The 564-nt window shown below is 54.8% G+C and carries 1 protein-coding gene; it reads right to left on the minus strand.

Annotation, left to right across the window (positions count from 1 at the left end):
- On the minus strand, window positions 1-564 hold a 564-nt coding region (locus tag AC2A1E_RS24295; protein ID WP_484385892.1), incomplete at both ends, for a fimbria/pilus outer membrane usher protein.

The following is a 564-nucleotide window of genomic DNA, read 5'->3' on the forward strand; positions in this document are numbered from 1 at the left end:
CGCCTCAAGGTCAGGATTATCGGTGAGCCCCTCAAGATAGACCGCACCATCGAACCCCACAATGTAAGACTGTTTCTGCCCTTTGATAAACACCTCAGTCCCCACGGGTAAATACTCACCACGTTGATTAACCAGCACCACCGTGGCAGCATATGCTGGCTTGATGGGAAACTCGACATAGCTTCCAGTTCGGTCTTTGGGAACCGCCACGGTGTTGGTATAGGCGATGTCATAACCGGGGGGAAGCTCCAGGCTATCAATACTGAGCTGATTCTTCTGATAGGAGTACAGAGGCGATACCAGCAGAAAACCCGCCTCATCCGTTTTCCCCACCAGGCGGTTTTCCAGCAGCACGGGCACGTCCGGTACCCCGGCAGTCGACACGACGGCAAAGGCATCATTCAGCTGTTTTGCCATAAAACTGTGCCCCTTCATCAGCACTACGGAGCCGCTGCCCCCCAGATAAAGGTCTGACTGGCTATTGGCCCCGGCGGTTAACCTGGCGCGTTGGGTCAGATACTCAATATCCGCCTGCGCCGTCTGGTTTCCTTTTTCTGACACTGC

This window comes from Serratia sp. HNCC26DJ206, assembly GCF_057180605.1.